This window comes from Saccharopolyspora sp. NFXS83 (assembly GCF_026241095.1).
Taxonomy (GTDB): Bacteria; Actinomycetota; Actinomycetes; order Mycobacteriales; family Pseudonocardiaceae; genus Saccharopolyspora_C.
In genome coordinates, this window is sequence record NZ_JAPFGB010000027.1 from 62,345 (window position 1) to 84,546 (window position 22,202).

22 protein-coding genes are annotated in these 22,202 nt (G+C 71.4%); 1 reads left to right on the plus strand and 21 read right to left on the minus strand.

Annotated features, from left to right (window positions below; translation table 11 throughout):
* Positions 1-219: 219 nt before the first annotated feature.
* From OOZ19_RS24230 to ftsZ, 7 genes are all read right to left on the minus strand, one after another.
* A complete protein-coding gene (locus OOZ19_RS24230) occupies positions 220-699 on the minus strand; it encodes a hypothetical protein (protein ID WP_266092462.1) in 480 nt (159 codons plus the stop codon).
* A gap of 115 nt (positions 700-814) precedes the next feature.
* On the minus strand, positions 815-1,642 hold the full coding sequence (gene wag31, locus OOZ19_RS24235; RefSeq protein ID WP_266092463.1) for a DivIVA-like cell division protein Wag31: 828 nt from the start codon (positions 1,640-1,642) through the stop codon (positions 815-817).
* A 47-nt stretch (positions 1,643-1,689) separates the two neighbouring features.
* Positions 1,690-1,989, minus strand: coding sequence for a YggT family protein (locus OOZ19_RS24240; RefSeq protein WP_184481339.1), 300 nt, complete (start codon positions 1,987-1,989; stop codon positions 1,690-1,692).
* Positions 1,990-2,008: 19 nt separating this feature from the next.
* Entirely contained in the window at positions 2,009-2,656 is a 648-nt protein-coding gene (locus OOZ19_RS24245; RefSeq protein ID WP_266092464.1) for a cell division protein SepF, read from the minus strand.
* Between the two features lie 70 nt (positions 2,657-2,726).
* Entirely contained in the window at positions 2,727-3,464 is a 738-nt protein-coding gene (locus OOZ19_RS24250; protein WP_266092465.1) for a YggS family pyridoxal phosphate-dependent enzyme, read from the minus strand.
* Positions 3,461-4,180 (minus strand): peptidoglycan editing factor PgeF, encoded by a 720-nt coding sequence (gene pgeF / locus OOZ19_RS24255; protein WP_266092466.1) that lies wholly within the window; start codon positions 4,178-4,180, stop codon positions 3,461-3,463. The genes OOZ19_RS24250 and pgeF overlap by 4 nt, the downstream gene beginning before the upstream one ends.
* A 146-nt stretch (positions 4,181-4,326) precedes the next feature.
* Entirely contained in the window at positions 4,327-5,691 is a 1,365-nt protein-coding gene (gene ftsZ / locus OOZ19_RS24260; RefSeq protein WP_266092467.1) for a cell division protein FtsZ, read from the minus strand.
* A 442-nt stretch (positions 5,692-6,133) separates the two neighbouring features.
* Here ftsZ and OOZ19_RS24265 point away from each other — a divergent pair, with 442 nt between their 5' ends.
* Positions 6,134-7,042, plus strand: a complete 909-nt coding sequence (locus OOZ19_RS24265) for an SDR family oxidoreductase (RefSeq protein ID WP_266092468.1) — start codon at positions 6,134-6,136, stop codon at positions 7,040-7,042.
* On the opposite strand, the gene OOZ19_RS24270 is transcribed toward OOZ19_RS24265, so the two are convergent.
* From OOZ19_RS24270 to mraY, 14 genes are all read right to left on the minus strand, one after another.
* On the minus strand, positions 6,985-8,007 hold the full coding sequence (locus OOZ19_RS24270; protein ID WP_266092469.1) for a helix-turn-helix transcriptional regulator: 1,023 nt from the start codon (positions 8,005-8,007) through the stop codon (positions 6,985-6,987). The two genes, OOZ19_RS24265 and OOZ19_RS24270, sit on opposite strands and share 58 nt — an antisense overlap.
* Positions 8,008-8,076: 69 nt before the next feature.
* Complete coding sequence (locus tag OOZ19_RS24275) at positions 8,077-8,880, minus strand: carbohydrate ABC transporter permease (RefSeq protein ID WP_266092470.1); 804 nt, start codon at positions 8,878-8,880, stop codon at positions 8,077-8,079.
* Positions 8,873-9,757: a carbohydrate ABC transporter permease gene (locus tag OOZ19_RS24280; protein ID WP_266092471.1), complete on the minus strand. Its 885-nt coding sequence runs from the start codon at positions 9,755-9,757 to the stop codon at positions 8,873-8,875. The genes OOZ19_RS24275 and OOZ19_RS24280 overlap by 8 nt, the downstream gene beginning before the upstream one ends.
* Positions 9,754-11,082 carry an ABC transporter substrate-binding protein gene (locus OOZ19_RS24285; RefSeq protein WP_266092472.1) on the minus strand — a complete coding sequence of 443 codons (1,329 nt, stop codon included), beginning with the start codon at positions 11,080-11,082 and terminating at the stop codon, positions 9,754-9,756. Before OOZ19_RS24285 ends, OOZ19_RS24280 begins: the two co-directional genes overlap by 4 nt.
* A gap of 331 nt (positions 11,083-11,413) precedes the next feature.
* Positions 11,414-12,226 (minus strand): ESX secretion-associated protein EspG, encoded by an 813-nt coding sequence (locus OOZ19_RS24290; RefSeq protein WP_266092473.1) that lies wholly within the window; start codon positions 12,224-12,226, stop codon positions 11,414-11,416.
* Between the two features lie 46 nt (positions 12,227-12,272).
* Positions 12,273-13,730 carry a PPE domain-containing protein gene (locus OOZ19_RS24295; RefSeq protein WP_266092474.1) on the minus strand — a complete coding sequence of 486 codons (1,458 nt, stop codon included), beginning with the start codon at positions 13,728-13,730 and terminating at the stop codon, positions 12,273-12,275.
* 66 nt (positions 13,731-13,796) lie between these two features.
* Positions 13,797-14,324, minus strand: a complete 528-nt coding sequence (locus tag OOZ19_RS24300; RefSeq protein WP_266092475.1) for a DUF3558 family protein — start codon at positions 14,322-14,324, stop codon at positions 13,797-13,799.
* Positions 14,321-14,740 carry a hypothetical protein gene (locus tag OOZ19_RS24305; RefSeq protein WP_266092476.1) on the minus strand — a complete coding sequence of 140 codons (420 nt, stop codon included), beginning with the start codon at positions 14,738-14,740 and terminating at the stop codon, positions 14,321-14,323. The genes OOZ19_RS24300 and OOZ19_RS24305 overlap by 4 nt, the downstream gene beginning before the upstream one ends.
* Before the next feature lie 298 nt (positions 14,741-15,038).
* Positions 15,039-15,782 carry a cell division protein FtsQ/DivIB gene (locus tag OOZ19_RS24310; RefSeq protein ID WP_266092477.1) on the minus strand — a complete coding sequence of 248 codons (744 nt, stop codon included), beginning with the start codon at positions 15,780-15,782 and terminating at the stop codon, positions 15,039-15,041.
* The gene (gene murC / locus OOZ19_RS24315) at positions 15,779-17,245 is read right to left on the minus strand and encodes a UDP-N-acetylmuramate--L-alanine ligase (RefSeq protein WP_266092478.1); all 1,467 of its coding nucleotides are present in this window, start codon (positions 17,243-17,245) and stop codon (positions 15,779-15,781) included. The genes OOZ19_RS24310 and murC overlap by 4 nt, the downstream gene beginning before the upstream one ends.
* The gene (gene murG, locus OOZ19_RS24320) at positions 17,242-18,372 is read right to left on the minus strand and encodes an undecaprenyldiphospho-muramoylpentapeptide beta-N-acetylglucosaminyltransferase (RefSeq protein ID WP_266092479.1); all 1,131 of its coding nucleotides are present in this window, start codon (positions 18,370-18,372) and stop codon (positions 17,242-17,244) included. The genes murC and murG overlap by 4 nt, the downstream gene beginning before the upstream one ends.
* A complete protein-coding gene (ftsW, locus tag OOZ19_RS24325; RefSeq protein WP_416309493.1) occupies positions 18,369-19,793 on the minus strand; it encodes a putative lipid II flippase FtsW in 1,425 nt (474 codons plus the stop codon). Before ftsW ends, murG begins: the two co-directional genes overlap by 4 nt.
* Positions 19,794-19,797: 4 nt before the next feature.
* Positions 19,798-21,183: a UDP-N-acetylmuramoyl-L-alanine--D-glutamate ligase gene (gene murD / locus OOZ19_RS24330; RefSeq protein ID WP_266092480.1), complete on the minus strand. Its 1,386-nt coding sequence runs from the start codon at positions 21,181-21,183 to the stop codon at positions 19,798-19,800.
* 151 nt (positions 21,184-21,334) lie between these two features.
* Positions 21,335-22,202 (minus strand): phospho-N-acetylmuramoyl-pentapeptide-transferase (gene mraY, locus OOZ19_RS24335; RefSeq protein ID WP_266092481.1); only part of this gene is annotated, 868 nt, incomplete at its 5' end.

Here is a 22,202-nt window from a genome sequence, read left to right on the forward strand (position 1 = left end):
CTACTGGGGCGACCGCGAGGCGCGGTGCACCCGTTCTTCCGGAAGCTCCCCGGTGATGGCCGGATCAACGCTGAATGCGGGCCGGCCGCTCCCCGGCGACCAGCCCGCATTCAGCATAACCATCCGATGCCACCTGTTTTCCGCGACCACCGGTAACGCCCCTCGCCGCGAGATCAGGTGTCCAGGGCCCTGGACACCCGCTCGGCGTTCGGGCCGATCTCAGCGCGCGGCGCGCGCCTGACCCGCCAGCACCGCGTCCGGGGTGCATCGGGCGCACGCGGTGAAGCCCAATTCCCTGGCTTCACGCACCGGCAAGCCCTGCACCTCCAGGTCGCCGAGCCACTGACAGCTCGACAGGTGGTAGCGGGGGCGTTCGTCGACCACCACGACCTCGTCGTCCGATTCGGACACCAGCAGCGCGTCCGCCGCGTCGGTGTCCTCCTCGTCCGGCTCGTCGTGCTCGGCGGTGTCGTCGTCGGCATGCGCCGTCGAGTCCTGCCCCGCCTCACCCTCGGTCACCGGTTCCGGCGACGACGAGCTCGCTTCCCGTCGCCGCCGAATCCGCTGCACCACGAGCAACGCCGCGGCCAGCACGCTGAGCAGTACCGACAGCCACGCCCATTCGGGATGGTCCATCAGCACCGACGTCACCAGCACGCCACCGGCCGCCAGGACCAGGAACAGCACTACCAACAACACGCCGAAATCTCCTTCACCGCACCGTCCGGGGACCCCCTTGTCCCCTCCGCAGCTCGCCGCCGGCGGCACCCCTGCCGCGCGGCGGTTCGAGGCCGGCGGATCCGGTCACCGACCGCTAGCCGGCTTCGGCGGCGCGTGCTCCGAAGCTGTAGGTGTTCTGCTGGCCCGCCGAACGGCTTCCGCTCTCGGCGGGTGCCGCCGATCCGCGGTCCTGCAGCTCACGCAGCTGCGACTCCAGGTAGGTCTGCAGCCTGGTGCGGTACTCGCGCTCGAACGTGCGCAAGGTGTCGATCTTCTTCTCCAGCGCGTTCTTCTCCTGGGTGATGTTCCCCATCACCTCGGCGTGCTTGCGCTGCGCGTCGCGTTCCAGACCGGCGGCCTTCTCCCGGGCCTGCCGCTCCAGCGTCTCGGCCCGGGTGCGGGCGTCGTTGAGCATCGTCTCGGCCCGGGTGCGGGCCTCGTTGACCATGCTGTCGGACTTCGACCGGGCGTCCGAGAGCAACTGCTCGGACTTGGTGCGGGCCTCGGAGAGCATGCCGTCGGCCTCGGCCTTGGCTTCGCCGGTGAGCCGGTCCGCCATCTCCTGGGCGAGCCCCAGGACCTTGGCCGCCTGCACGTGGTGATCACCCCCCGGCGAGGTCTGCTCGGCCGCGGTGGGAGCCGGGACCGGCGCGAGCCGGCGCGGTTCCTCCACCGGAGCGGGGGCGGCGGGAACCGCGGACGCCTGACTGCGGGCGTCATCGAGGTCGACCTGCGCGGTCTGCAGCTGGTTCTCCAGCTGCTCCATCTGGCTGCGCAGATCGTTGTTCTCCTCCACCAACCGAGCGAGCTCGGCTTCAACCAGGTCGAGGAACGCGTCCACCTCGTCCTCGTTGTAACCGCGCTTCCCAATCGGCGGTTTACTGAACGCGACGTTATGCACGTCGGCGGGGGTCAGGCCCACAAGATCACCTCACGCACTCTTCGGCTGCGGGTCACCCGGGTTCCCCGTTACCCGGACTGCGCCCATAGTTTCAACAGCAGCTGCATCAGTATGAACACAACCAGCAGCAGCACCATAATGGATAGGTCCAGCCCTACACCGCCGATCCGGACCGTCGGGATCACCCGACGCAGCAGCCGGATCGGCGGGTCGGTCACTGTGTAGATGCTCTCCAACGCGATTGCAACCCCTCCAGCGGGGCGCCAGTCGCGAGCGAACACCCGGACGAGCTCGATCACGATACGGGCCGTGAGCAGCAGCCAGAAGAAGAAGACCGCGTAATAAAGGACGATCAGCGCCAGTTCCACAGCTCAACTCTGCCACCGGTCAGCCGTAGTTGAAAAAGGCACCCTCGGCCAAGCGGCGCTTGTCCTCGGCTGCGACGTCCACGTTGGGCGGTGAGAGCAAGAACACCCGGTTGGTCACCTTCTCGATCGAACCGCGCATCGCGAAGGCCAGACCTGCGGCGAAGTCGACCAGACGCTTCGCGTCCGCTTCGTCCATCTCCGTCAGGTTCATGATCACCGGAGTGCCGTCCCGGTACTGCTCCCCGATCGTGCGGGCCTCGCTGTAGCTGCGAGGATGCAGAGTTGTGATCTTGCTCAAGTTGAAGTGGCTTCCGGTGTCGGTGACCGCGCGCAGCCGGGATACGGACTCCCGCTCCGCGGCGGTCCGCGCCGCCGTCTCCGGCGACCACTGCCTGCGCGGCGGCTTGACCTCGCGGTATTCCTCGCCGCGGTGGCCGGTTTCCCGGCGCGGCACGTCCCGGTTGCCGTGCTCGTCGAATCCTTGGTCCGCCTCGGCCTCGTCCTGGTAGCCACCGCGCACCCCGACACGCCGACGTCCACCGATCCGGTCCCCAGGCGAGTCGTACTCGTCGGCGTCCCCGTAGCGGTCGATGTCGTCGTCGAACTCGTCGACTTCGTCGGCAGGCACCATGCCGAAGTAGGCCTTCAGCTTGTGCATCGTGCTCATCGGCGTGCCCTTCTTCCGCGACTCCTTCGAGCCGAGCGCGGTTCGACCGGCTTTCGACCCTCCGCCCAGGCTACGGCGAGATTAGCCGTCGCCCTCCCAGCAGCGCCGTTCCGACACGCACCTGAGTGGAGCCGTGCGCCACAGCACTCTCCAGATCACCGCTCATTCCCGCTGAGATCTCCCCAGCTTCGGGGAAGTCACGACGCAGCTGCGTAGCGATCAAGGAAAGTGTGTCGAACGCCACGCCCGGCTGGGTGGACTGAGGCGCTACCGCCATCACTCCGCGCAACCGAAGTTCACTCGTCGTCGTGATGGCGGCGGCGAGCGGCAACACCTCGCCCGGCGCGCAGCCGCCCCGGCCCGCCGCCTCGTCCAGGTTCACCTGAACGAGAACTTCGAGCGGGCGTGTCCGCTCCCCCGCGTCGAGGGCGTTGCGGACGGCTCCGGACAGCGCGTCCACCAGCCGCGGGCTGTCCACCGACTCCACGACATCGGCCCAGCGGGCCACCGACCGCGCCTTGTTCCGCTGGAGCTGCCCGACCATGTGCCAGCGAGCGCCCGCGTCCGGGCGCAGCTCGTCGAACTCGGCGACCTTCGGCCGCGCCTCCTGCTCGCGGTTCTCCGCGAACGAGGTGAGCCCCAGATCGGCCAGCAGCGCCACGTCCCGCGCGGGGAAGGTCTTGGTCACCGCCAGCAGCTCGACGTCCTCCGCCGGCCGCCCCGCGGCAGCGCAGGCCGCGTCGAGGCGCTGGCGCACCTCGCTCAGCGACTCGGCCAGCTCCGCGCGGCGACAGTCGTCCTCGCTCACGACTCCTCCTCCGGCTCCGCCCACACCACTGCCGCGAATCTCCCCGTGCGAGGTCCGTCGCGGCGGTGGCTGAACAGCTCACGGGTCTCCATGGTGCACCGCGGATCAACCCCGATCTTCGCGATGCCCGCACCGGCCAGCTGCTCCCAGAGCCCGGCGCGCAGGTCCAGCCCGGGCGTGCCCTTGCGGGTGCGGCAGGCGCTGCCCGGCAAGTACTCCTCGACGTCGTCGCGCATCGCGGCGGGCACCTCGTAGCACCGGCCGCAGGCGGCGGGCCCGAGCAGCGCCTCGATGTCGTCGAGGCGGGCGCCCGCTTCCCGCATGGTCTTCAGCGCTTCCACGAGCACGCCCACCCGGGCGCCGACGCGTCCCGCGTGCACCGCGGACACCACCCCGGTGACCGGGTCGCCCAGCAGCACCGGCACGCAGTCCGCGGTCAGCGCCGCCAGCGCGAGGCGGGGCTGCGCGGTCACCAACGCGTCGGTGGCCTCCACCGGTTCCGGCTGCGGCCCGTCGACGAGCGCGGCGCTCTTGCCGTGGATCTGCTCCATCCAGACGAGCCGGCCGGATCCCAGGCCGATCCCGTCGGCGAGCTTGCGCTCGTTGGCGGCCAGCGCGGCGGGATCGTCACCGACCCGGCCGCCGAGGTTGAACGTGTCGAACGGCGGTGCCGAGCTGCCGCCTTCCCGCGTGGTGATCACGCGCCGGATCCGCACTCTGTCACTCCCGATCTCGAAGGTTCGTCGCCGACTGGGCGAAGTGCCGCCATGCGGCGGCGTGCTCCGCACCGGAGGCCGCGCACATGAATGGGCACCGGGACGATGTCGTCCCGGTGCCCATTCTCGCCTACGCGCGCGGGCGATCAGCGCCGCATGAACGGAGGAATGTCCACGTCGTCGTCGTTGTCGTCGGCGACCGGCACCGGGCGGGACGGCAGCTGGCCGCTCATGCCCTGGGTGCCGGTGTGCGACGGGTAGCCGCCGCTGGAACGGGTCGGCACCGACACGCCGGGCGTGCCGCCTTCGCCGTAGCCCTGGCGCGGCTCGTAGCTCTGCTGCTGGCCGTACTGCTCCCGCGGCTCGGGCCGCGGTGCGGGTGCGGGCGGCGGAGCCTGTTCCGCGGCGGGCTGGGCCGGCTGCGGGGCGCGGGCCGGGGGCGGTTCCGGCGCGGGCTCGCTGGTGCTGTCGACGACCTGGCCCTCGGTGATCTGCCCGGCTTCGCCACCGGCGACGGTGTCGCGCCCCCCGACCTTGGTCGGTTCGAGCTTCTTGTGCGTGGGTGCGCCCGCGTCGAATCCGGCGGCGATCACGGTGACCCGCACCTCGTCGCCGAGCGAGTCGTCGATCACCGTACCGAAGATGATGTTGGCTTCGGGGTGCGCGGATTCCTGCACCAGCGAGGCCGACTCGTTGATCTCGAACAGGCCGAGGTCGGAGCCGCCCGCTATGGCCAGCAGGACGCCGTGCGCGCCTTCCATCGAGGCTTCCAGCAGCGGCGAGTTGATCGCCTTCTGCGCGGCCTGCACGGCTCTGCCCTCCCCGCGCGCGGAGCCGATGCCCATCAAGGCGCTGCCCGCCCCGGACATGACGCTCTTGACGTCGGCGAAGTCGAGGTTGATCAGACCCGGCGTGGTGATCAGGTCGGTGATGCCCTGCACACCGGACAGCAGCACCTCGTCCGCGGAGCGGAAGGCGTCCATCAGGCTGACCCCGATGTCGCCGAGCTGCAGCAGCCGGTCGTTCGGGATCACGATGAGCGTGTCGCAGCAGTCGCGGAGTTCCTTGATCCCCTGCTCGGCCTGGTTGGCCCGGCGCTTGCCCTCGAACGAGAACGGCCGGGTGACCACGCCGATGGTCAGCGCGCCGAGCTTGCGCGCGACGTCGGCGATCACGGGGGCGCCACCGGTGCCGGTGCCACCGCCTTCGCCTGCGGTCACGAACACCATGTCGGCGCCCTTGAGGACCTCTTCGATCTCTTCCTTGTGGTCCTCGGCGGCCTTGTGCCCGACCTCGGGGGCGGCGCCTGCGCCGAGTCCTCGGGTCAGCTCGCGGCCGATGTCCAGTTTGACGTCGGCATCGGACATGAGCAGGGCCTGGGCGTCGGTGTTCACCGCGATGAACTCGACGCCCTTGAGCCCGACCTCGATCATGCGGTTCACGGCGTTGACACCGCCGCCGCCGATGCCGACGACCTTGATCACCGCTAGATAGTTGTGCGGGGGCGTCATCGGGTCCGCCTTCCTGATCGTGGCTGAGCGCTCTGCGTTGCTCGGACCGCCGCGGGTGCGGTCACCGTGGGAACCGGACAGGTGTCCGGAGTCGGCACGGGCACCGGCCGTTGCCGGGATGTTCCCGTGCGAGCACAAGATCGAAACGCGGTCAACCCCGTACCCGGTGCGGACCGTAGGCTTGCCCGCGCCACCGCGTCCAGCAGCCACGCCGGGAGCTCTCCCAGGTGTGTCATGCCACCCACGTCGCAGATCCGCCTCGACCGTCGTTCTCGCCTGCGCGGTGATCCACGTCCGCGATCACCACCGTTCACCGTACCGCGCGCTCCGGCGCGCCGGGCGGCCCACTCGAAAACAATGGCGAGGAAATCCCGACGGCGGTTGTCCGGATTCATCGCGAGCATCGGTCGAGCAGGTGGAACTCCGACGAGGGAGCACGACGATGAATCAGCCGCTGCGCGGGAAGATCGCGCTGGTCGCGGGCGCTACCCGAGGTGCAGGACGCGGGATCGCGGTGGAGCTCGGCGCCGCGGGCGCCACGGTGTACGGGTCGGGGCGCACGACGCGCGAGCAGCGTTCCGAGTACGACCGTCCGGAGTCCATTGAGGACACGGCCGAGCTGGTCACGGCCGCGGGCGGCGAGGGGATCGCGGTCCGGGCGGACCACGCGGTGCCCGCGGACGTCGAGGAGCTGGTGGCCCGGATCGAGCGGGAGCAGGGGCGGCTGGACCTGCTGGTCAACGATCTCGGCGGTGAGCACCTGACCGACTGGAACAAGCCGGTGTGGGAGCACTCGCTGGACATCGGCCTGCGGCGGTTGCGGGTGGGCATCGACGCGCACCTGATCACCAGCCACTTCGCGCTGCGGCTGTTGTCGCGGACGCCTGGAGGGCTGGTGGTGGAGCTCACCGACGGCACCTCGGAGTACAACGAGCGCTACCGCGGCGATCTGGGCGCGTTCTTCGATGTGACGAAGATCGCCGCGAGCAGGATGGCCTTCGGGCTGGCGGAGGAACTGCGCCCGCACGGCGGCACGGCGGTCGCGGTCACACCGGGCTGGTTGCGCTCGGAGATGATGCTGGAGCTGTTCGGCGTCACCGAGCAGAACTGGCGGGAGGCCACCGAACCGCACTTCGGCATCTCGGAGACGCCGCGCTTCGTCGGCCGGGGCGTCGCGGCGATGGCGGGTGATCCGGAGGTGTCCCGCTGGGCGGGCCGAACCCTTTCGAGCATCGAGCTGGCGCGGTTCTACGACTTCACCGACGTGGACGGTTCGCGGCCGGACTCGTGGCGCTACATCGCCGAGGTCGTGGAAGCGGGCAAGCCGGAGGACGTCACCGGGTACCGCTGATCCGCCGCGTAGAGCTCGGCGAGGGCGGCGGCCGACCGGGCCAGCCGCTCGCGCAGCGGTTCGGGCGCGAGGACGCGCACTTCCGGCCCGAGGCCGAGCAGCTGGTCGTAGGCGACGTCCAGGGATTCGACGGGCAGGGTCGTGGTCACCCATCCCCGCCCGTCGGGTTCGCCCGCCGCGGCGCGGGCATCGGTGGCCGACGGGTGACCCACGCGGGCGTGCAGCGCGCGCAGTCCAGCGGGGCTGATCCGCACGGTGATCTCGTCCCGCAGCAGGGCGCGGGCGAACTCGGCGCTGTGCCGCACCCAGAACTCGGGGAGCGCGAAGGTTTCGTCGCGGTGGAACGGTTCGGCGAGTTCGACCTGCTGGAACCGGTCCACGCGGTAGACGCGGAACTCGCCGCCGGTGCGGCCGGCGAGGTACCAGGCACCCGCTTTGAGCACCAGGCCGTGCGGTTCGATCTCGCGGTGCACGTCGTGCTCGCCGCGCCGGTAGACGGCCCGCAGGGCGCGGTCCTGCCACACGGCGTCGGCGAGTTCGGCCAGCAGCGGTGGGGTCGCGGCCTCCCGGAACCAGCCGGGTGCGTCCAGGTGGAATCGGCCGGAGACGCGGTCGGGCACGTCCCGGTGGCCGGGTGCGAGCGCCGCGGAGATCTTGCGGCGGGCGCTGGAGACCGCGTCGGTGAGCCCCATGTCGGCGGCGGGGCCGGGGATCCCGGCCAGCAGCAGCGCTTCCGCTTCGGCCCGGTGCAGGCCGGTGAGCCGGGTGCGGTACCCGCCGAGCAGCCGGTAGCCGCCGTGACGGCCGCGTTCGGCTTGGATCGGCACTCCGGCTTCGGAGAGCGCGAGCACGTCCCTGGTGACGGTCCGCTCGGTGACCTCCAGCTCCGCGGCGAGCGCGGGTCCGGTCATGGTGCCCCTGGATTGCAGCAGCAGCACCAGTGAGATCAGCCTCGCCGCCCGCATCGCGCTCCCCTTCCGCCCGTCGCCGAGGACGCTACGGCGAGCCCCCGACAGCGCCGCCCGCGGCAGGGGTCACTTCAGCCCGGTGGTCTTGAGCGAGTCGATCAGCTTGCGCTGGCCGAGCAGGAACACCAGCACGGTGGGGATGGCGGCGACCAGCGCGGCGGCGATGACGTAGTGCTGCTTGGAGGCGTACTGCCCTTGCAGCGAGGCGATGCCGACCTGGACCACGCGCAGCGACTCGTCCTGGGCGACCACGAGCGGCCACAGGAACGAGTTCCAGTTGGTGAGGAAGAACAGCACCGCCAGCGCGGCCAGCATCGGCCTGCTCAGCGGCAGCACCACGTGCCAGTAGGTCCGCCAGTGGCCGCAGCCGTCGAGCTGGGCGGCGTCCTCCAGCTCGCGCGGCACCCCGAGGTAGAACTGGCGCAGCAGGAAGATGCCGAAGGCGTTGAACACGCCGGGCACGATGAGCCCGGCGTAGGTGTCGACCATGCCGAGGGTGCGCACGACGAGGAACAGCGGCACCAGGATCACCGGCAGCGAGATCAGCAGGGTCGCGATGATGGTGGCGAACGCGATGCCCCGCCCGCGGAAGTGCATCCGGGCCAGCGCGTACGCGGCCATCGAGTGCAGCAGCAGCGCGACCGCCGTCACGGTGGCGGAGACGAACGCGCTGTTGGCGAGGTAGCGCAGGAAAGGAACCTCGGTCAGCACGTAGAGCACGTTGTCGAGCGTGAGCGAGCTCGGCCAGGTCGCGGAGTACAGCTCGGATTCGGGCCGGAAGGCGGCCAGCAGCAGCCACAGCAGCGGCGCGACGGTCAGCAGCGCCACCAGGTAGGCGAGCAGGGCCTTCCCGCGCACGCGGCTACGCATCGAACCGGCCTCCTCGGGTCGCGGCGAACAGCAGGCCGGTGACGGTGCCCAGCAGCAGCACCAGCAGCGCGCAGATCGCCGACGCGTAGCCGAACCGGCCGAACTGGAACGCCTGCTGGTAGGCGTAGTGGACGATGGTGGAGGTCGCGTTGGCGGGACCGCCTGAGGTGGTCACGAAGACCAGGTCGAACGCCTGCAACCCGGTGACGGCGTTGACCATCGAGGTGACGAGCACGAAGAAGCTCGTGGGCCGCAGCATCGGCCAGGTCACGTGCCGGAACCGGTGCCAGGCACCGGCACCGTCCACTGTGGCCGCGTCGTAGAGGTCGCCGGGGATGTCGTTGAGGCCGCCGAGGAAGATGAGCATCTGGTAGCCCATCAGGAACCACACGCTGATCAGCACCAGCGTGACCAGCGCCAGGTCCGGGTCGCCCAGCCAGGAGACTCCGCCGAGTCCGAAGAATGCGGCGAGGCGGCTCACCAGCCCGGTCTTGTCGGTGAGCAGGAACTGCCAGAGCAGCCCGACGACGACCAGGCTCACCGCGTTCGGCAGGAACAGCGCGGCGCGCACCGCACCGACGCCGGGGAAGTGGTCGCGCACCAGCAGCGCCAGGCCGAGTCCGCACGCGAACACCAGCGGCACGAACAGGATCGTGTACAGCGCGGTGACGCCGAAGCTCTGCCACAGCAGGCCGTCGCCGGCCATCAGCCGGAAGTTGCTGAGCCCGGCCCACTCCACGTTGCCGAAGCCGTCCACTTCGAAGAGGCCGACGACCAGCGCCAGCACCGTCGGGACCGCCACGAACACCAGCAGCCCCAGCCCGTCCGGTGCCAGGAAGCCCAGGGCCGCCCGGCCTTCAGCGCGTCGAGCGCTCATTGGATCGCCGCCCCGTCGTAGCCGTCGAGGAACGCGTCGATCTGCTCGGCGGCGCTCGCCGCGGCGGCACCGGGATCGGAGCCGTCGAGCTGGGTGGCCTGCAGCGCGTCGGAGATCGCCCGGTACACCTCGGGCGGGTAGCGGGGTTCCGGGCGCGCGTCGACCATGACCTGTTCGGCGAACACCCGCATCGGTCCGTCGTCGAACGCGCCGTGCTCTTCGGCCGCGCGCCGCACCGAGCGGCGCGGCGGGATGCCGGTCTTGGCCTCGGTGTTCCACTGGCGCATCCGCTCCACGCAGGCCGGATCGGAGGAACCGAGCGCCCAGGCGACGAATTCGGCCGCGGCATCCGGGTTGGCGCCCTTCGCGTTGGCGACCATGGCCCAGCTGCCCAGCGCGGTGGTGGCCGCTGCGCCGGGCGGCGCGGGCATCGGGGTCACGCCGTAGCGGAAGCCGGGGGCTTGTTCGGCGATCTCGGCGATGCCCCAGATGCCGAGCTGCTGCATCGCGCAGTAGCCCTGGGCGAGGTTGGAGATCGAGTCGTTGCCGCCTTCGCCCTGCACCCGGCGCGGTGCGCTGCCGGTAGCCACCGCGTCCTGCCACAGCCGCAGCGCGCGCCGGGTCGCGGGCGAGTCGAAGGCGCTGCGGTGCTGGTCGGGGGTGAGGACCTCGCCGCCCGCCATCCACAGCCAGGGGTACCAGGTGAAGTTCTGGTAGTAGCCGGGGTTGGTCTCGAACAGCATCCCGAACCGGTCGGGGGTGGTGAGGCGTTCGGCGAGCCCCAGCAGGTCCTCCCAGGTCTTCGGCAGGTCGCCTTCGGACAGCCCGGCCCGTTCGAAGGCGTCCTCGGCGTAGAAGAGCGCGAGCGGCTCGATCTCCATCGGCAGCCCGTACACCCGGTCGTCGACGAGGCGGGTGGCGAGCACTTCGGGCAGGAAGTCCTCGCGCGCGCCGGGGTCGAGGTGCGGGGTGAGGTCGGCGAGCGCGCCACCGTTGTAGTAGCGCAGGAAGTCGCCGGGGCTGAGCAGGAACACGTCCGGCCCGGCGCCCGCGCTGAACGAGGTCTGCAGGGTCGGGCCCGCCTTGTAGTCCTTGTTCGGCACGTAGCGCAGCCGGACCTGCACGTCGTGGGTGGCGTTCCAGTCCGCGGCGAGCTTGATGATCCAGTCGTTCTGGCTCTTGGTCTGCCCGCCGGGTCCGTAGAAGTTCCACAGGCTGATCTCGCGCGGGTTCCGCGCGGGTGCGCACCCGGCGGCACCGGCGAGCAGCACCGCTCCTGCTCCGCACAACGCGGTCCGTCGGCTGATCGCGGCGGCATCGCCCATCACCACCCCCAGAAAACGATTTCTGAAACCTATTCCTGGGTTGGATCATCGTCAATGCGCCATTCAGGGGCTCCCCCGCAAGGGGCCGAACAGGACCGAATTGGACCTGATCCCGAATTCGTGACTCCGTTCAGAGCAATCCACTCGCGTCCTCGGAGGGCTCATTGGCGGCGAACGCGCTCGACTCCACCGTCCGGGCGGCGGTGAAGTCGCTGAGCAGCGAACACGTGCCGCCTGCGAGCTCTCCGCCGTCTTCTCCCGACGACGATTTCACTCGTGACCGAGCCATTGGCGCGATTGGTCCCGGAAGCGAGAACCACCCGGGCGACGATCAACCTCGCACGGAATCGACGAGTTCGTCGAGTTGCATTCTGATCGTCCGCGCATCGGCCGGGGTGAGCGAATACATCCGCTCCCCCGTGGCGCCTCGCTCGTGGTGGTCGAGGTAGCGCCCGTCCGGCTCGGCGTTGTCGAACCAGCGCACCACCGCGGAGCGCCGCCGCCGCCCGCCCGGTTCCCGCACGGAGGCGGCGAACTGCCCCGCCCGCACGTGGGTGCCAGCGCCGATGCCGCGGTACAGCTCGACGAGCCGGTCACCGCTGCCGCGCACCGGTGACATCTGCCGCAGGAACCCGCCCTGGGCCGGTTCGGCCTCCTCCCGCAGCGAGCTCTCCGGCACCTGGACCCGGCCGCGGTTGCCGGGCGGGGCGGGCGGCAAGGTCGCCAGCAACACCTCCGGCAGCGAGACCTTCTCGTGCACCTCCACGGTCAACGCGCCGCCGAACCGGCCCGCCTCGCCCGGGGGCTGCACTCCGAGCACCACCCGCCCGCCGTCGGTCAGCGCGGCGACGGCGCGCCACGCCGCGTCGGCGCCGAATTCGGGGAACCACAGGGAATCGACCCACAGGTACGGCTTGGTGAGCACCCGCAGCGCTCGCGCGAGTTCCGCCGGGACGTCGTCGTCGACCAGGATCCCCAGTTCCCGCAAGGTGCTCGCCTCCCGCCGGGCGACCTCGCCGAGCTGCCGCCGGGTCCGCCCGTAGGCGGGGCCTTCCAGCGGCAGCGTGAGGTCGTCCAGCCCCAGGTAGCTGCGCACCAAGTACAGGTGCAGCGGGTGCAGCCGCCATCGCACGATCAAGCTCATCGCTCCCCCTCGACCGGTGATCCCCCCACCGGTGTCCGAACCGGATTCACTCGCCGAACACGGGCGGAGCGGTGTTCGGCATGCCGTCCATCCAGACGTCGTCCTGCTCCTGGAGCCAGCCGGGACGTTCGTGTTCGTAGTCCTCGCCGCCCTGCCCGCCGCGACCCGCGCCGCCCATGCCACCGGCCATCCCGCCGCGAGGCCCGCCGGCGCCGCCCGCGGTGCCGCCGACGCCCGCCGCGCGGGGTGCGGCGCCCACGTTCGGCGTGCCGACTCCGGCTCGGCCTCCGGGCCCCGGCGGGTTCGTGCCCGTGCCGGTCCGTCCGCTCCCGAGGCCGCTGCCCGGCCCGCCTCTGCCGGTGCCGCCGCCGGTCGCCGATCCACCGGCGCGGCCACCGCCGCCTCCGCCGTGCAGCGGTGGCGCGACGGCCCCGGGCGGGAACTGCGAGGGGCCCGGGGAGCGCGGCGAACCCGGTGGTGTCCGGTCCTGCGGCGATTCGGGGCGGTCCGGCACCCACGAGGGATCCGTCTTAGCAGGGCCGTCCGGTTTCGGACGGCCGATCTCGTCGGGGTACGGCATCGGCTGGACCTTCCGGTCGCCACCGCCCCGCTCGTCGCCGCCGCGATCATCGCCGCCCTGCTCGTTCCCACCCCGGTCGTCGCCTCGGCGGTCGGACTCCCCGGTGTCCCCGCTGCGGTCCTGCCGCAGGTCCACGGGTGGCGGCGGCGGTTCGACGGGCGGCGGTTCGCGCGGCGGGGGTGGCGGCAGCGGGGCGCCGTCCATTCCCGGATAGGCCGGGACCGTGGCGTCGACGTCCTCGTACGTCGGGGTCAGCACCCGCTGCATCGTCTCCTGCGCGGCGCGCTCGGCCTCCTGCCGTTCCCGCATCTGCGCCAGGGCGTCCACACCACCGCTGACGAGCCCGCCGGGGATGCTCGACGCGATGGTGCGTCCGATGCTGAAGTCCTGGGGTTCCGGCACCATCGCCTTCGCCTGCCCGGCGGCCGAACCCGCTTCTTCGATCTTGTTCCCGGTCAGCTGGAAGGCTTCACCGCTGTCGGCCATCCACTTCACCAGTGGATCCGCGGAAGCCATCGCGACGTCGGCGGCCTCACCGGTCCAGCCCGATTCGATCGCGCTGCGCGAACCTCGCTGCAATTCGGGACCGATCTCCTGGAGCGCGGCGCCGATCTGCCGCCACGTCTCCGCGGCGGCCTGCGCCTGCGCCAGGTCCAGCGAGCGCTGGTTGATGTCGTACAACTGCTGGTGGCTGTAGGACTGCCAGTTCTCCTGCTCGGTGATCGACGGCGGGTCGAACTCGCCGCCGGCGAACAGCCCCTCGTTGCGCTCGGCGAGCACGTCCCGCCGCCGTTGCCCGCTCTGCTCGGCGCTGTCCGACCGTTCTTGCTGGTCCTGCAGCGCACGTGTGTCCTGCCCCGTCCAGTGCGCACCGGCGTCGCGGACGGCGTCCCCGACGTGTCCGGCCCACTCTTCGAACCCCATGGTTGCCCCCGATTCAGTGCCGCCCCGGTACCACCTCCCGCGGACGACCGGTCCCGACTCGAACGATCAGCGCGGCATCTTCGGCTCGACCAGCTCCGCGACCTGCCACGATTCGGCGCATTCGTCGCGGCCTTCGTCGTTGAGCTCCCCGGCCGTCACGATGATCACGCCACCCCCGGCGTCGAACATCGTCGAGCAGATCCGGCCACCGGTGGAGCTCGCGTTGATCGCGTTCGCCGCCGCTCGGCCGTTCAGCTCGCGGCGGTCGAACTTGGCCCAGTTGCCCTGCGCGCCGTAGGACTCGACGGTCATTTCCTGGTTCTTGAAGAAGCTGTAGCCGAACGGGTCACCGTCGTAGTCGCATCCCGGTTCGGCGGGGACGTTCCGGTTCGGATAGCCGGGCGGCCATGCGCCTCGGGCTGCGAGTTCGTCCTCGGTGAGCAGCGCGCACGGGTCCGTGGACTCGAGTCCCGTCTCGCGCGCCGGGGCAGCTGCGCCCGGCACCTCGGGTTGGGCGCGCACCGCGCAGCCCGGCACCGCCAGCAGAGCTCCGATCGCGAGCACCGCACCCGCGATCCGGTTGGGGCGGATCATCGCTGTTCCCCTCGCTGCAAAGCCTGCTCGATCGATTCGTCGGTCGCGGCGTACTCCTTGGCGGCTTGCCGGAACATGTCCGCCTTGTCCTTCAACTCATCGCTGAGTTGCGTGAGCAGCCCGACCGCCCCGGCCGTGGAGTCCGCCGCTTTGTTCTCGAATTTGCCCGCGAGTTGCGTCGCCGAGCCGTATTCGCCCAAACCCTGCACTCGGGTGAGCGCGTCGATGTTCCGCATGAGCCGGGCGAGCCGGTGCTGCGCCTGCTCGTAGGCCTTCGCAGCGTTCGCCGCGGCGCCCGGTTCGAACGTCACCTGGCCGGAGCCGACCTTGCCCCGAACCTGCTCGGTCTGCGTTTTGATGCCGGTCAGCTGCGCGGCGATGGTCCCCCAACCGCCGCCGCCACCGCCGGAACGCACCGTCCCCTGATCGTCCGCCACCGCGTCTCCTCGTGCCGCCCCCATGAACACGGGAACATTAGCGACATGTGGAATGAGGAAGCACGAACTTCGCAGTAAACGCCGTCCAGATACACCCATTAGACGTATTAACGAGGAGAATTCCAGGGCAATCGACGCACGAGAGGACGCGGGACGTTTCCTTCGGGAATATGCCGAATCGAATCAATCCACCCGCACTCCGCACGCGTACGATTGACTTCGCGACAATTCCGCATTCGCGCGGATTCTTATCGCGAAAACCGAGCGGAGCGGCTCGTCACGCCACGGTGGGCAGGTCCGGGCTGGTGACGTCGTAGACCTGGCCCTCGCGGGTGAGCAGCGGGATCAGGATCGCCGCCTTCCTGGCGGAGTCGCCGCTCTCCCCCCAGTGCACCTGACGGCCTCCCGTCAACACCAGGTACAGGTTGTGCGGCCGATCGGCGCGGACCTCGGTGACCTGGGCCCGCAACTGCGGCGGCAGCGCCGTGAGCGCGATCATCGCCACCCGGACGCCTTCGGCCCGGTCGCCGCCCAGCCGCAGCTGCGCGAGCCCGGCGGGCGGGCGCGGCACCGTGCGGAACGGCACCCCGGCGGCGTCGATCAACCGCACCCCGCTGTCGCCCGGCCCGTCGGCGGGCAGGTAGGCGACGGCGGTGCGCTCGGCGATCTCCAGCCGCACCGTCGACGGCCAGTCCAGGTGCACCTCGGAACCCGCGATCTCCGGGACCTCGCCCAGCCGGGACCGGATGCCCTCGGAGTCGACCTGCAACATCGGGTTGCCGAGTTCGATCCCGGCGGAGTCGAGCACCACCTGTTCGGGAACCGCCGCGGCCCCTTCCACCTGCACCGACCGCACCCCGAGGACCGGGGTGAAGTACAGCAGGACGACCACGCCGGTGACCACCGACATCAGCACCGGCAGCAACCACCGGCGTTCGGGGCGGGACACGCCGCCGCGCACCGGCCGGCCGCGAGTGCTGCGCACTCCCGGCCGCCGCGATGCCCGCCCCGACGCGTTCACCCCGTGGCTCCGTCGGTGCCCGCGGCCCGTTCCAGCTCCACCAGGATCTCCGGGCCGAGCATCGTCACGTCGCCCGCGCCCATGGTGAGCACCAGGTCGCCCGGCGCGGCCAGGCTCGCGACCAGCGGTGCCGCGTCCGTCAGCGACGGTTCGAAGTGCACCCGCCGCGGTGCGCCCGGGATCGCGTCCGCGATGAGCGCACCGGTGACGCCGGGCTCGGGGTCCTCCCGCGCGCCGTAGACGTCGAGCACCACGACTTCGTCGGCGAGTCCCAGCGCGGTGGCGAACTCGGTGGCGAAGGCGGCGGTGCGGGAGAACAGGTGCGGCTGGAACACGACGATCAGCCTGCCGTCGCCGACGACGGGCCGGGCGGCGCGCAGCTGCGCGTCGACCTCGGTCGGGTGGTGGGCGTAGTCGTCGTAGACCTGCACCCCACCGGCCTGGCCCTTGAACTCGAAGCGGCGGCGCACACCGCCGAACGCGGCCAGCCCGTCGAGCAGTTCCTCCAGCGGCGCCCCGAGTTCGAGCCCGGCCAGCAGCGCGGCGACGGCGTTGCCCGCCATGTGCTCGCCGGGCACGGAGACCTGCACGTCGACCCGCTGCGGCCCGTCCGGGCCGCCGAGTTCGACGGCCGCGACACCGGTGCCGTGCTCTGGCCGGTAGTCGACGATGCGCGCGTCGCCCACGCCGTCCGCGTGCTGCCCGTAGCGGCGGACGCGCAGCCCGGTCGCTTCGGCCTGCCCGGCCAGCCGCGCGGAGCCCGCGTCGTCGGTGTTGACGATGAGCACCCCGCCCGGCTCGATGCGGCGGACGAACTCGTCGAAGACCTCGGTGTAGGCCTCGGCGGTGCCGTGGTGGTCCAGGTGGTCGGGTTCGACGTTGGTCACCACGGCCACCGAGGGCGCGAACACCAGGAAGGACCCGTCGCTCTCGTCGGCTTCGGCGACGAACACGCCGCCTTCGCCGTGGTGCGCGTTCGCGCCGGACTCGTTGAGGTCGCCGCCGATCGCGAACGACGGGTCGAGCCTGCAGTGCTGCAGCGCGACGGTGAGCATCGAGGTCGTGGACGTCTTGCCGTGCGTTCCGGCGACGCAGGCGACCCGGTGGTCGGCCATCAGCGCGGCGAGCGCTTCGGCGCGGCGCAGCACGGCCACCCCGCGGCGCTGGGCTTCGACGAGTTCCGGGTTGTCCGGCCGGATCGCGGTGGACACCACGATCGCGGTCGGGTCCTCGTCGAGCTGGTCGAGGTTCTCCGACCGGTGCCCGAGCGCCACGTGCGCGCCTTGCGCGCGCAGCGCCAGCACGGTGCGGGAGTCGCGGGCGTCGGAACCGGACACCTGCCGGTCGCGGGCCAGCAGGATGCGGGCGATGCCGCTCATGCCCGCGCCGCCGATGCCCACGAGGTGCACTCGGGACAGCAGGTCCTCGGTGCCGCTGCGTTCCGCGGTCTGTGGTTCGGTCACTGGCCGGCCACCTCCAGCACGATTCGTGCGAGCACCTGGTCGGCTTCGCGATGTCCGGTCCCCAGCGTGGCACGGCTCATCATCTGCAGCCGCTGCGGGTCGCGGCCCAGCGGCAGGATCTCGTTGATGACCTTGTCCGGGGTCATGTCCTCGTCGGACACGAGCAGCGCGCCACCGGCCGAGACGACGGGCTGCGCGTTGAGCGCCTGCTCCCCGTTGCCGTGCGGCAGCGGCACGAACACCGCGGGCAGGCCGACCGCGGAGACCTCCGCGACGGTCATCGCTCCGGAGCGGCACACCACGAGGTCCGCCGCCGCGTAGGCGAGGTCCATCCGCTCCAGGTACGGCACGGCGTTGTAGATCGGCGCGCCCGGCACCTGCTGCACGGCGAGGGTGTTCTTCGGGCCGTGCGCGTGCAGCACCCCGATGCCCGCGCGGCCGAGAGCCTGCGCCGCACCGGAGAACGCGGTGTTCAGCGTCTGCGCGCCCTGCGATCCGCCGAACACGAGGATCGTCGGCGCGTGCGGGTGCAGCCCGAAGAACTGCCGGGCCTGCATGCGCAGCGCCGCGCGGTCCAGGCTGGTGATGGATTCCCGCAGCGGGATGCCGATGGGCCGGGCCCCTGCGAGTCCGCTGTCGGGAGTGGCGGACAGGATCCGCTCGGCGAACCGGGCGCCGACCTTGTTCGCCATGCCCGCTCGGGCGTTGGCCTCGTGCACGACGATCGGGGTCTTGCCGCGCGCCGCCAGGTAGGCGGGCAGCGAGACGTAGCCGCCGAATCCGACGACGACGTCGGCCTCGACGCGTTCCAGCACGTCCTTCGTCTTGCGCACCGAGTCCCACACCTTGCCCGGCATCTTCAGGAGTTCGGCGCTGGGCTTGCGCGGCATCGGCACCGGCGGCACCAGTTCCAGCGGGTAGCCGCGAGCGGGCACCAGCCGGTTCTCCAGGCCGCGCTCGGTGCCGAGCGCGGTGATGCGCGCGTCGGGCCGCAGCCTGCGCACGGCGTCGGCCAGGGCGAGGGCCGGCTCGATGTGTCCGGCGGTGCCGCCGCCTGCGACGACGACCGACAGGCCGCGCCGGGCGGGGTGTCCGGGGTATCCGGGGGCCGGTTGCTGCCCGCTCAACGGTGTCCTCCTCGTGTCTGTGCCCGGGATCCGGTCTTGCCGCGGGCCGCCGTGCGGTTCCGCGCGTCCGGTGATCCCCGGCGGGTCGGCTGTGCCCCTGCGCTGCGCGCACCGGGGCGAGTCGAGGGTGCGGTGCGCGCCGGGCGGCGTTTCGCCGGCGGGCGGTAGGGCTCGGGTGTGGACAGCCGCAGCAGTTTCCCGACGCGGCCTGGTCCGAGGGACCGTAGCGCGGCGATCGCTTCGGGTTCGTGGCGGGCGAAGTTCGCCAGCAGCCCGAACACCAGCATGCTGGTCACCACCGACGAGCCGCCGGAGGAGATCAGCGGCAGCGGTAGCCCGGTGATCGGCAGCAGGCCCACCACGTAGCCCACGTTGATCGCCGCCTGCCCGACGAGCCAGGCGGTGAGGGTGGCGGCGACGAGCCGGATCCACGGGTCGGTGTTGCGGGCGGCGATGCGCATGCCCACGTAGGCGGTGGTGCCGAACAGGATCAGCACGACGGTGCAGCCGACGAAGCCGAGTTCTTCGCCGATGACGGCGAAGATGAAGTCGTTGTGCGCGTTGGGCAGGTACTGCCACTTGGACCAGCCCTGGCCGAGGCCGCGGCCGAACAGGCCGCCGTCGGCGAGCGCGAACAGCGCCTGCCGCGCGTGGTAGCCGCGCCCGGTGGGGTCGGAGGCCGGGTCCAGGAAGGTGGTGATCCGGTCCATCCGGTACTGCGCGACCATCGCGAGCACGACGGCGGCGGTGATGGCGCCGAGCACGGACACCCCGAACAGCCGCAGCGGTGCGCCGGCGAACCACATCAGGGCGAGCAGCACGATGAACAGCGTGATCGTGGAGCCGAGGTCGGGCTGGAGCATGACCAGCGCGAACATCATCATCGCGGCGGGCACCACGGGGACCAGCAGGTGCCGGTACTGGGCGAGCAGCCCGCGCTTGGTCACCAGCACGTGCGCGCCCCACAGCGCGAACGCGATCTTGGCGAACTCGACGGGCTGGAAGGAGACGCCGCCGAACACGAACCAGCTCTGCGCGCCGTTGCGCTCGGAGCCCAGCGGGGTGAGCACGAGCGCCAGCAGCAGCAGGCAGCCGCCGAACACGGTGAGGCTGTGCTTGCGCATCTGCCGCACCGGCAACCGCAGCGCCCCGTAGAACAGCACGAGTCCGGCTGCGCAGTAGATGACCTGGCGGATGAAGATGTCGTAGGACGATCCGGCGCTGGTGAACGAGTCCACGCTGGACGCGGACAGCACCATCACCAGGCCGAACACGGTGAGCAGCCCGAACACGGCCAGCAGCAGGTGGAACGAGGCCAGCGGCCGGGTGAGCCACGCGGTCAGCGCGGTGGTGATCGCGGCGATGCCGGTGGGGCGGCTGCTGCGGCGCGGGCGGCGCGCGGCGGCGGTGGAGGTGGCCACGGCGTCACCCGCCGGCGGGGGCGATCGTGGCGGGCAGCGCCCGCACTGCGTCGGCGAAGGCCCGGCCCCGGTGCGCGTAGTCGGTGAACATGTCCATCGAAGCGGCGGCGGGGGCGAGCAGCACCGCCGTGCCGGGGTGGGCGAATGCGGCGGCCTTGGTCACGGCCTGGGACATGCCCTCATCGTCCCCCGCCGCGACCTGCTCGACGGGCACGTGCGGGGCGTGTCGGGCGAGTGCTTCGGCGAATGCGGCGCGGTCGCGGCCGATGAGCACCACGGCGTCGAGCCGGTCGGCGTTGCGGGCGACGAGGTCGTCGACCTCCGCGCCTTTGAGCAGCCCGCCCGCGATCCACACGACGCGGTCGTGCGCGCGCAGCGCGGCGTCGGCGGCGTGCGGGTTGGTGGCCTTGGAGTCGTCCACGTAGGTCACTCCGGCGACTTCGGCGATCGCCGCGGAGCGGTGCGCGCCGGGTTCGAACTCGCGGAGTCCGCGCGCGACGGCGTCGGCGGGCACGCCGTAGGCGCGGGCGAGCGCGGCGGCGGCGAGCGCGTTGGCCAGGTTGTGCGGGCCGCCGGGGCGCACGTCGGCGACGTCGGCGAGGACTTCGCGGTCGCCGAAGGCGCGGTCGACGAGCGTTCCGCCGGAGATGCCGAGCTGGTCCGGCCCCGGCTCGCCGAGGGTGAACGACACGGGCCTGCCCGCTCCGGTGGAGAGCCTGGTGGACCAGTCGTCGTCGGCGTTGTGCACGGCGACGACGTTGCCCGCGTACACCTTGGCCTTCGCGGCGCCGTAGGCGTCGAGGGTGCCGTGCCAGTCGAGGTGGTCGTCGGCGAGGTTGAGCACGACTCCGGCGTGCGCGGCCAGCGATCGGGACCAGTGCAGCTGGAAGCTGGACAGCTCCACCGCCAGCACCCGGTGCCCGGCGCGCACCGCGTCGACGACCGGGAGCCCGACGTTGCCGCAGGCGACGACGTCGAGCTCGGCGGCGCGCAGGATCGATTCGAGCATGGTGACCGTGGTGGTCTTGCCGTTGGTGCCGGTGACGGCGAGCCAGTCGGCGGGTTCCGGGCGCTGCCGGTCGAGCCACCAGGCGAGTTCGACCTCGCCGAGGATCTCGATCCCGGCGTTCTCGGCGGCGGTCAGCAGCGGCACGGTGGGCCGCCAGCCGGGGCTGGTGACCAGCAGCTCGGTCCCCTCCGGGGGTTCGAGCAGTCCCGGCACGAGGTGGCCGCCGCCGGCGCGCACGGTGTCGAGCTCGGCCAGCCGTTGTTCGGACGCGTCGGTGACGGTGACCTCGGCACCGGCGGCCAGCAGCGCTTCGGCCGCCGAGCGGCCGGACACCCCGGCCCCCGCGACGAGCACCCGCAGGCCCCGCAACGTTCGTGCCACCGCACTCTCCTCTCCTGCTCGACTGCCCTCTCCGGTTCGCCGACCGGGTTGCGGAGTCCTTGCCGAACGATCTTTCGGGCGTCGTCCTGACTGCGGCGGAGCCGCTGATCGGGGATCCCCTGCTCGGACCGTTCGGGAAGGATCCCGGTCATCAGACGTCGACGAGGCTGAGCCAGTCCGCGTAGAACAGTCCGACGCCGAACAGGCAGCTGATGCCGGCCAGCACCCAGAATCTGATGATCACCGTGGTTTCCGCCCACCCGGCGAGCTCGAAGTGGTGGTGGAACGGCGCCATCCGGAACAGCCTGCGCCGGGTGCTGCGGAACACCACGATCTGCAGCACGACCGACAACGCCTCGACGACGAACAGCCCACCGATGATGATCATGAGCAGTTCGGTGCGGGTCACCATGCTCAGCCCGGCCACGAGGCCGCCCAGCGCCAGCGACCCGGTGTCGCCCATGAAGATCTTCGCAGGTGCCGCGTTCCACCACAGGAACCCGATGCACGCGGCCATCGCCGCGGCGGCCACCACCGCGATGTCCAGCGGGTCGCGCACGGTGTAGCAGGCCGGTCCGGTGCCGCTGCCGCCCGTGCAGTCGTAGCGCAGCTGCCAGAACGAGATCAGCACGTAGGTGGCCAGCACCATCGCGGCGGTGCCACCGGCGAGCCCGTCCATGCCGTCGGTGAAGTTGACGGCGTTGGACCAGCCGCTGATCGCCACGTACGCGAAGATCACGAACCCGATCGTGCCGAAGGACACGACGGTGATGTCGCGGATGAACGACAGGTGCTCGGAGGCCGGCGTGATCCCGTTGTTGTCCGGGAACCGCATCGCCAGGATCGCGAACAGCACCGCGGCGACCAGCTGGCCGACGAGCTTCGCGGTCTTGTTCAGGCCGAGGTTGCGCTGCTTGCGGATCTTGATGAAGTCGTCGAGGAACCCGACGATGCCCAGCGCGGTGGTCAGCCCGAGCACCAGCAGGCCGGAGACGGAGGGGCCCTCTTCGGCGACGGTG